Consider the following 7,968-nt stretch of genomic DNA (forward strand, 5'->3'; position numbering starts at 1 on the left):
GGAGCAGGACCACGAGGCCGTGATCGCGGCCAAGCAGCAGAAGACGGCCGAGCGCGCCGCCAAGAAGCGCGCCGCCGAGGCCGCGACCTCGGAAGCCGGCGCCCCGGAGCAGGAGTCCGAGTGAGCATGACCCGCGTGGCCGCGATCGACTGCGGCACCAACTCGATCCGCCTGCTGGTCGCCGACCTCGACCCGGAGACCGGCGCGATCACCGACCTCGACCGCCGGATGATCATCAACCGGCTGGGCCAGGACGTGGACCGGACCGGTCGGCTGCACCCGGACGCGCTGGCCCGCACCTTCGCGGCCTGCCGGGAGTACAAGGAGATCATCACCGGCTTCGGCGTCGGCCCCGAGCACACCCGCTTCGTCGCCACCAGCGCCTCCCGGGACGCCGAGAACAGCGACGAGTACGTCAAGGGCGTGCGGGACATCCTGGGCGTCGAGCCCGAGGTGGTGAGCGGTGAGGAGGAGGCGCACCTGTCCTTCGTCGGCGCCACCAAGGAGCTGGCCAGCGGCCAGTTCCCCGCTCCTTACCTGGTGTTCGACCTCGGCGGCGGCTCGACCGAGTTCGTGCTCGGCGGGGCGGACGTGCAGGCGGCGCGCTCGGTGGACATCGGCTGCGTGCGGCTCACCGAGCGGCACTTCGGCGGCGCCGAGCTGCCCTCTGAGGAGCAGATCGCCGAAGCCCGGGCGCATGTCCGGGCCGAGCTCGACAGGGCCGAGGAGGTGGTCCCGCTGACCGGCGCGGCCACCCTGGTGGGCCTCGCGGGGACGGTCACCACGGTGTCCGCGATCGCCCAGGACCTGCCCGAGTACGACTCCGAGCGGATCCACCACTCCCGTATCAGCCGCGAGCAGGTCGCCGGGATCGCCCGCCGGCTGCTCGCCGCCACCCACGCCGAGCGCGCGGCCATCCCCTCGCTGCACCCGGGCCGGGTGGACGTGATCGCGGCCGGGGCGCTGGAGCTGCTGGAGATCATGGAGCGGACCGGCGCCGCCGAGGTGGTCGTGAGCGAGCACGACATCCTGGACGGCATCGCCTGGAGTACGGCGTCCTGACGGCCCGCACAGCTTACTGAACCGGGCCCGACACCCCTTCCGGGGTGCCGGGGCCGGGGCGCGTACGGACACGGGTGGAAATGTTCGTGAATTTCTTCACATGGCGATCCGGCCATTCGTCGCACCCTGGGGCCCGCTACGCCCGAATTGTGGGACCGAAGGCCTGCCGGTGGTCGGGCCCGCTGGATCGCAGGTCAGGCCTCGTCTGGGGTTTGAAAATCGAAATCACGCGCGGGAACCCGGGTGCTGCACGGATCGTTGCTGCTCAGCAGGGTGGTGCTCCGGCGCTCGCTCACAAGGGGCCGTTGGGCCCCGTGAGCCGGCCCGCAGGGGGATTTTTTGTGGGCGCGGAGTGTAGCACGGGGTGTCCATGTGCTTGTGACCGGGCTCACGAAGGCTGCTCCGGACGGTGCTGGATACTTTCGGATATGAGCACCACGGAGCGTCCTCGCATCCTCATTGTCGGCGGTGGTTACGTCGGCCTGTATGCCGCGATGCGCATCCTCAAGAAGATGCGCTACGGCGAAGCGACCGTCACGGTCGTGGACCCGCGGTCGTACATGACGTACCTGCCCTTCCTCCCCGAGGCGGCCGGCGGCAACGTCGCGCCCCGCAACCTCGTCGCGCCGCTGCGCAGCGCCCTCAAGCAGGCGGAGGTGCTGACCGGTTCTGTCACCGGTATCGACCACGCCCGTAAGGTCGCCACCATCCAGCCTGCGGCCGGCGACAGCTACGAGCTGCCCTTCGAGTACCTGGTCGTCGCGACCGGCTCGGTCTCCCGCACCTTCCCGATCCCGGGTCTGGCGGAGAACGGCATCGGCATGAAGACGGTCGAGGAGGCCATCGGCCTCCGCAACCACGTCATGGCCCAGCTCGACAAGGCCGAGTCCACCACGGACGAGGAGGTCCGCCGCAAGGCGCTGACCTTCGTCGTCATCGGCGGTGGCTTCGCCGGCGTCGAGACGATCGCCGAGATCGAGGACATGGCGCGCGACGCGTCGAAGCTGTACAAGACCGTCAGCCGTGACGACATGCGCTTCGTCATGGTCGAGGCGGCCAACCGCATCCTCCCCGAGGTCGGCCCGGACCTGGGTCTGTGGACCAAGGAGAAGCTCGAGGAGCGGAAGATCGAGGTCTACATCGAGACCTCGATGGACTCCTGCATCGACGGCCACGTCATGCTGAAGAACGGCATGGAGATGGACGCCTCCACCATCGTGTGGACGGCGGGCGTCAAGCCGAACCCGGTGCTGGCCGACTTCGGCCTGCCGCTGGGCCCGCGCGGCCACGTCGACACCGCGGCCACCCTGCAGGTCCAGGGCTTCGACTACGTCTGGTCCGCCGGCGACAACGCCCAGGTGCCGGACCTCGCCTCCGGCGAGGGTGCCTGGTGCCCGCCGAACGCGCAGCACGCCTGCCGTCAGGCCGTCGTCCTGGGCGACAACGTGATCTCCGGCATGCGGGGCTTCCCGCAGAAGGAGTACAAGCACAAGAACCTGGGCGCGGTCGCCGGTCTCGGCCTGCACAAGGGTGTCGCGATCCTCTTCGGCAAGGTCAAGCTGAAGGGCCGCCTGGCCTGGTGGTTCCACCGCGCCTACCACGGTGCGATGGTCCCGACCTTCAACCGCAAGGTCCGCGTCTTCACCGACTGGACCCTCGCGATGTTCCTGAAGCGCGAGATGGTCGGCCTCTCCCAGATGGAGCGGCCGCAGCTGCCGATCCAGGAGGTCACGCCGCCCACCAAGCCCGTCGAGGCCGCCAAGCCGGCCGCCGACAAGGAGCTCGCCAGCAAGTAAGCGACTGGACCCCGGTGTGGGAGCGCCGGGGTATGAGTCGGAGGCCCTCCGCCCGGCAGTGACGCCGGACCACGACCTCCGTGGTGCTCAGCCGGCCGTGCGACCGGGCGGAGTACAGCAGTAGAAGAGCCCCTGCCGAAACCCTCCGGCAGGGGCTCTCGCTGTGTCCGTCGGACCGTCAGTCGGTCTTGATGCTCGACAGGATGTCCAGCTTGGACGCCCGGCGGGCCGGCCAGATCGCGGCCACCAGGCCGACCACCCCGGCCAGCGCCAGGAACAGTGCCAGCTGGCCGTACGGCAGGACGGTGGTCAGCCCGGCGAGGCTGGACTTCAGCGTCCCGTTGATCGCCCAGGCGATGAAGCAGCCGAGCAGCAGGCCGATCCCGGCGCCGAACAGGGAGATCACCACCGACTCCAGTCGGACCATCCGCTTGATGCCCCGGCGGTCCAGGCCGATCGCCCGCAGCATCCCGATCTCGCGCTTGCGCTCGAAGACCGACATGGCCAGCGTGTTGATCACGCCCAGGACCGCGATCAGGACCGCCATCCCCAGCAGGCCGTACATCAGGTTCAGCGCGAAGGTGATGACCTGGCTGAAGTCGTCCCGGACGTCCTGCTTGGACTTGACCTCGATCACCGGGTTGGCGCCGGTGGCGTCCTTGAGCGACTGCTTGAGCTCGGCCGTGGCGCCGTCCTTGCCCTTGACCAGGACGTCGGCGACGTACGGCTTCGACTCGTGCTTGGCGATCTCGCTGTTGGCCAGCAGGACCGGGCCGAGCATGCCGCCCCTCTCGTACACGCCGCCGACGGTGAGCTGACCGCTGGAGCCGTCCGGGAAGGACGCGGTCATCGTCGAGCCGGTGGTGACGTTGAACTTCGCGGCGACGTCCTGGTTCACCAGCAGCTGGCCCTTGCCGAGCGCGGCGCTGGAACCGCTGGTCAGCTTGATTTCGGCGATCTGGTCGAAGGTGTCCGCGTCCAGGCCGGTGATCGCCTTGGAGGTGCCGTTGAGCTTCCAGTAGGCGGCGGTCATCGGCGAGGAGGCCGCCACGCCGGGGGCCTTGGCGATCTGGGCGGGCACCTGGCCGGACAGGTTCATGCCGTTGGCGGCCGAGACGATGTAGTCGGACTTCATCGACTTGGTGACGGCCCGGTCGATGGTGTCGCCGACCGAGGTGCCGATCACGGTGAGGCCGGTGACCAGGGTCAGCCCGATGGTGAGCGCGGCCGCGGTGGCCGCGGTGCGGCGCGGGTTGCGCACCGCGTTCTGCTGGGCGAGCTTGCCCGGGGTGCCGCCCAGCCCCCGCAGCAGCGGGCCGACCAGCGCGACCACGGGACGGGAGAGCAGCGGCAGCAGGACGAACACGCCGATCAGGGCCAGGAAGGCACCCGCGCCGACCGGCATCCGACCGCTGTCGTCGCCGGTGGAGGCGCCGTAACCGATCAGCGCGAGACCGCCGCCGGCGAGCACCGAGCCGATGGTGTTGCGCACCACCAGGCTCTTCTGGCTGGTCGGCTGGTCGCCGCTGCTCATCGCGGCCACCGGCGCGATCCGGGCGGCTCGCAGGGCCGGCAGCAGGGCGGACAGGACCGTCACCAGGACGCCGACCACGATGGTCACCGCGACGGTGAGCGGCTTGATCACCAGCGGGCCGTTCGGCATGTTCTCGTTCAGCGAGCCGATCAGGGACTGCATCCCGGCACCGATCCCGACACCGGCCAGCAGGCCGGCCACCGCGGAGACGGTGCCGATCAGCAGGGCCTCGATCAGCACGGAACGGGTGACCTGCTTGCGGCTGGCGCCGATCGCCCGCAGCAGCGCGAGCTCCTTGGTGCGCTGGGCGACCAGCATGGTGAAGGTGTTGGCGATGATGAAGATGCCGACGAAGAGCGAGATGAAGGCGAAGACCAGCAGCATGGTGCGCATGCTGTCGGTGCCCTTGGTGATCTGCTCCTGCTCCTCGGCGTTGAGCGTGGCACCGGTCTTGATGACGAACTGGTGGTCGGACGGGATCTTGGGCAGGGCCTGGGCGAGCAGCGCGTCCTCGGAGGTGCCGGGCTTGGCGGTGAGCACGATGCTGCTGTAGCGGCCCGGCTCCAGCAGGGTCTGCTGGGCCGTGGCCTTGTCGAACAGGGTGAGCGTGCCGCCGGTGCTGACCACCGGGTCGTCGGTGGTGAAGACCCCGGTGAGCTTCGCCTCGATCACCGGCCCGTTGACGGCGACCCGGACGGTGTCGCCGACCTTGTAGCCCGCCCGGTCGGCGGTCTTGCGGTCGAGGGCGATCTCCTTGGCGTTCTCCGGGCCCTGGCCCTCGGCCATCGGGTAGCGCGGGTCCCTGCCGTCCTGGCCCGGGGCGAAGTTGGCGCCCTTGGCGGCCCAGACCTGGCCGATCAGGTCGCCCTTGTGGTCGGCGACCCCGGTGAAGCCGCTGACCACGCCGCGGGCGGTGGCGGTGCCGGGCAGGGCGGCCAGCTGCTGGACGGTGGCGTCGTCGAGGACGGTGGGGCTGCTCTCGCTCCTCTGCTTGGCGGAGGCGTCGGAGCCGGCCGCGTTGTCCACGACCTGGACCGAGACGTCCGAGTAGCTCTTGGAGTTGCTGTCCCGCAGGGCCTTGCCGAAGGTGTCGGAGAAGACCATGGTGCCCGCGACGAAGGCGGTGCCGAGCATGACGGCCAGCGCCGTCATCAGTAGGCGGCCCTTGTGGGCCAGCACGTTGCGCAGAGCGGTGCGATACATGAGGTGTCCTGGGAAGGTTCGGTGAAGCGGGCCGGCGGGCTGTGGGGCCCTGACTGGGTGTCGCCTTAGCTGGTTCGGCCCTTGGCCTCGAAGCGGCGCATGCGGTCCAGGACGGTGTCGGCGGTGGGGGCGTGCAGTTCGTCGACGATCCGGCCGTCGGCGAGGAAGACGACGCGGTCGGCGTAGGAGGCGGCGACCGGGTCGTGGGTGACCATGACGACGGTCTGGCCGAGTTCGCGTACGGAGTTGCGCAGGAAGGAGAGGATCTCGGCGCCGGAGCGGGAGTCGAGGTTGCCGGTGGGTTCGTCGGCGAAGATGATGTCGGGCTTTCCGGCGAGGGCGCGGGCGCAGGCGACGCGCTGCTGCTGGCCGCCGGAGAGCTGGGAGGGGCGGTGGCTGAGGCGGCCGGACAGGCCGACGGTGTCGACGACGCGGTCGAGCCAGGGCTTGTCGACCTTGCGGCCGGCGATGTCCATCGGGAGGGTGATGTTCTCCAGGGCGGTCAGGGTGGGGAGGAGGTTGAAGGCCTGGAAGATGAAGCCGATGTGGTCGCGGCGCAGCTGGGTGAGCTGCTTGTCCTTGAGGCCGACGAGTTCGGTGTCGCCGATGGTGGTGGAGCCGGAGGAGACGGTGTCGAGGCCGGCCATGCAGTGCATCAGGGTGGACTTGCCGGAGCCGGAGGGGCCCATGATGGCGGTGAACTCGCCCTGGGGGAACACGACGCTGACGTTGTCGAGGGCGACGACGCGGGTCTCCCCCTCCCCGTAGACCTTGTTCAGGTCGGTGGCGCGGGCGGCCGCGGTGCGGACGGCGGTTGCGGTCGACGTGGTCACGGGGGTGCTCCTTGCTGGCTGGCTGACGTGTACCTCCATGCTCCGCGACGTGATCATGGTCTGGCGTCGCCCTGTCGAAGGGTTGGCCCTACCACCGCCGGGCGTACGGGCGGGGCGGGGCCTCCTCCTGCGGTATGAGGGCGACCCTGAGAGAGGCCCGGTGGCCGGAATCACCGCGCTTCGTGGCCGAAATCCCGAACAGTTCGTCAGATGGCAAGGAAACATGACAACTTCCCGGGCTGGGAACATGCGAAAGGGCGAGCCGGGCGACTAGGCTCAGGGGTGCTTTCGCGGGACGCCCGGATGGTGGAACGCAGACACGGGCAGCTTAAAACTGCTTGGCCGCGAGGCCGTGCCGGTTCGAGTCCGGCTCCGGGCACCACTCGACCCGCGGGGGCGCCGTCGGCGTCCCCGCCGGGAGTCGTTCACCGTATCCTCCTCGCGGCGTATCCCGAATTCTTTGCCAAGCCATTACCCTGGTGCACGGGCGGTGCAGTGCCGCCACGGAGGGAATGAGCAATGAGAAGCAGCAACCCGGTCTTCTCGCGGGAGGGGTCCTTCACCCGCGAGCCCGGCTACGCGGGGTTCGGTACCACCGCGCAGGCTGGGGGCCAGTACGGCAACCCCTACGCGGGCACCCCCTACGCCCAGCCGCAGGGGCAGGGCCCGCTGACGGACGAGCAGCTGTACCAGATGTACAACGGGCCGTCGGCCGGCCCGGTGGCCACCGGGCGGATGACGCTCGACGACGTGGTCGCCCGCACCGCCATGACGCTGCTCACCCTGGTCGCCGCGGGCGCGGTGGCCTGGTTCGCGCTGCCGTTCGAGAACTTCGGCTTCGCGATCGGCGCCAGCCTGGTGGCCATGGTGGTCGGCCTGGTGGTCTCGTTCAAGCGCAGCGTCAGCCCGCCGCTGATCCTGCTGTACGCGGCCCTGGAGGGCTTCGCGCTCGGCGCCATCACCCACGCCCTCAACACCATGCTGCCGGGCATCGCGATCCAGGCGGTGCTGGGCACGGCGGCGGTCTTCGCGGCGATGCTGTTCGCCTACAAGAGCGGCAGGATCCGGGTCACCCCGCGCTACACCCGGATCGGCATCGCGGTCGCCATGGGCTTCGTGCTGCTGACGCTGATCAACATGGTCGCGATGGCCTTCGGTGCCGACATGGGCCTGCGCTCCGGCCCGCTGGGCATCGTGGTCGGCCTGGTCGGCATCGGCCTCGGCGCGTTCTTCCTGTCGCTGGACTTCGCGGAGATCGAGACGGCCATCGCGCAGGGCGCCCCGCAGCGCGAGTCCTGGCGGGCCGCCTTCGGGCTGACCCTGTCGCTGGTCTGGATCTACATCGAGATGCTGCGGCTGATCGCGATCCTGCGCGGCGACGACTGACACACCCTCTGCGCCGTACCACTGCCGCCGGGGCCCCGGGGGAACACTCCGGGGGCCCGAGGGGGCTCGGGGTGCTTCCCAGGAGGACGTGCAGGCCCCGGGCGCAGCCGTCTAACCCCTGGCGGGCTGTCTCTACTCCCTTCCCCCGGGAAAG

General features: G+C 69.9%; 5 protein-coding genes and 1 tRNA gene. 4 read left to right on the forward strand and 2 right to left on the reverse strand.

Annotated features, from left to right (window positions below; translation table 11 throughout):
- Nucleotides 1–126 precede the first annotated feature (126 nt).
- Both ACFQ87_RS20105 and ACFQ87_RS20110 read left to right on the forward strand, forming a co-directional pair.
- Entirely contained in the window at nt 127–1,062 is a 936-nt protein-coding gene (locus ACFQ87_RS20105; RefSeq protein ID WP_380612203.1) for an exopolyphosphatase, read from the forward strand.
- A gap of 428 nt (nt 1,063–1,490) precedes the next feature.
- Nucleotides 1,491–2,858 (forward strand): NAD(P)/FAD-dependent oxidoreductase, encoded by a 1,368-nt coding sequence (locus ACFQ87_RS20110; RefSeq protein WP_380612125.1) that lies wholly within the window; start codon nt 1,491–1,493, stop codon nt 2,856–2,858.
- A gap of 178 nt (nt 2,859–3,036) precedes the next feature.
- On the opposite strand, the gene ACFQ87_RS20115 is transcribed toward ACFQ87_RS20110, so the two are convergent.
- The gene (locus ACFQ87_RS20115) at nt 3,037–5,595 is read right to left on the reverse strand and encodes an ABC transporter permease (RefSeq protein WP_380612126.1); all 2,559 of its coding nucleotides are present in this window, start codon (nt 5,593–5,595) and stop codon (nt 3,037–3,039) included.
- Between the two features lie 65 nt (nt 5,596–5,660).
- Nucleotides 5,661–6,467 carry an ABC transporter ATP-binding protein gene (locus ACFQ87_RS20120; RefSeq protein WP_380612127.1) on the reverse strand — a complete coding sequence of 269 codons (807 nt, stop codon included), beginning with the start codon at nt 6,465–6,467 and terminating at the stop codon, nt 5,661–5,663.
- A 258-nt stretch (nt 6,468–6,725) separates the two neighbouring features.
- On the opposite strand from ACFQ87_RS20120, the gene ACFQ87_RS20125 reads away from it, so the two are divergent.
- Nucleotides 6,726–6,810 (forward strand) — tRNA-Leu (locus tag ACFQ87_RS20125).
- A 137-nt stretch (nt 6,811–6,947) separates the two neighbouring features.
- Complete coding sequence (locus tag ACFQ87_RS20130; RefSeq protein ID WP_380612128.1) at nt 6,948–7,814, forward strand: Bax inhibitor-1/YccA family protein; 867 nt, start codon at nt 6,948–6,950, stop codon at nt 7,812–7,814.
- Nucleotides 7,815–7,968: the final 154 nt, after the last annotated feature.

Origin of the sequence: Kitasatospora sp. NPDC056531 (assembly GCF_042794375.1) — a bacterium.
Lineage (GTDB): Bacteria > Actinomycetota > Actinomycetes > Streptomycetales > Streptomycetaceae > Kitasatospora.